The 1,363-nt window shown below is 44.4% G+C and carries 1 pseudogene; it reads left to right on the forward strand.

Annotated elements, in window-relative coordinates:
• Positions 1-1,363 (forward strand): annotated as a pseudogene (locus Q0095_RS05610) (hypothetical protein); the annotation flags it as partial.

Raw genomic sequence — 1,363 nt, forward strand, 5'->3', positions numbered from 1 at the left:
CAAACGTAAATGAGGTTAAAATTTCGATTGCCAAAGTCCCTGAGCAAAATTTTAGGTATTTTTTAAACTTTGAAAGCAACGAAGATAGTGTAGGTGGGCTAGCTAGCGAGATCGCGGTTAAGAGCTTTGATATAGGAGGCGCTAAAAACGCCGTTGCGGAACATAAAATCGCGATGGATTTTAAAGGCTACGAGGATGGAATTTATAAAATCACGGCGTTTTACAAAGTGGGCGAAAAGATGCAAGAGGTTTCGCGCGTAGCCTATCTCAGCGACATTACGGCTCAAGTGGTGCTACTTGAGCGCGGCGCGCTAATTTATACTTCTAGGCTTAGTAATGGCGAGGAGCTAAGTAGAGCGAAGGTTAAAATTTACAGCGATAAAAACGAGCTAATCGTAGAGGATAAAACGGACGGAGATGGAATTTTGCGATTAGAAAATATGGAAATTCTAGCCAAAAATCCGCGCTCTATCGAGATTAGTAAAGGCGATGAGCATGCGTTCGTGCTGTTTAATAACGCCGTAGCAAGCGTCGAGAAAACGATTACTGCAAAGCGTCCGTTCGTTTATCTCGCAAGCGAGCTGATAAGTCCGAACGAGCGGCTTTTGGGCACGATCGTGATGAAAAATCGCGATTTTAGCTCTTTAAAAAATACGCCGATTAAATTTAAAATTTACGATCCTAGCGGCACTGTGGTCATCACGCGCGCGCAAAGCACCGATGAGTTCGGCAGCGTTAAAATAGACGAGCTGATGGGCGAGAAAAGCGGCACTTATCGCCTAGATCTCATCTATGAGGACAAAATCATCGCTTCTAAAAGCTTCAGCGTAGAAAATTTCCTCCCAAACCGCATTAAAAATGAAATTTTAACTGCTAAAGACGAATACGGCGCAGATGAGATCATAACTTTAAAGCTAAGCTCAAACTATCTTGCAGGCGCGCCGGCCGGAGATTTGAAAGGCTCGCTGGAAGCAAACGCCTATGAAAAAGAGCTAAAAATTAAAGGCTACGAGGGCTTTTCGTTTCTAAACGATCGCTTAAAGAAAAAGGGCGCTACGCAGCTTCGTAGGGCGGAATTTACGCTAAGCCCCGCCGGTAAAAAGGAGCTTGCGCTCTCGCCGGCAGCAGCTGATCTTAATGTCTCTAACGCCATAAATATTCTACTAAATTTCAGCGTAACCGAGGAGGGCAAAAACGTAAACGCATATCGCAGCCTGAGCTATCTGCCTTATGATCGTATCGTAGGAATTCGCGCGAACAAAGATTTCATATCAAGCGGAGATAGCGTAAAATTCGGCTTTGCGCTACTAGATTCCAAAACTAAAACCGACGTCAAAGGCAAGATCGACGTTGAAATTTACCG

It is taken from the genome of uncultured Campylobacter sp. (assembly GCF_938045535.1).
Taxonomy (GTDB): domain Bacteria; phylum Campylobacterota; class Campylobacteria; order Campylobacterales; family Campylobacteraceae; genus Campylobacter_B.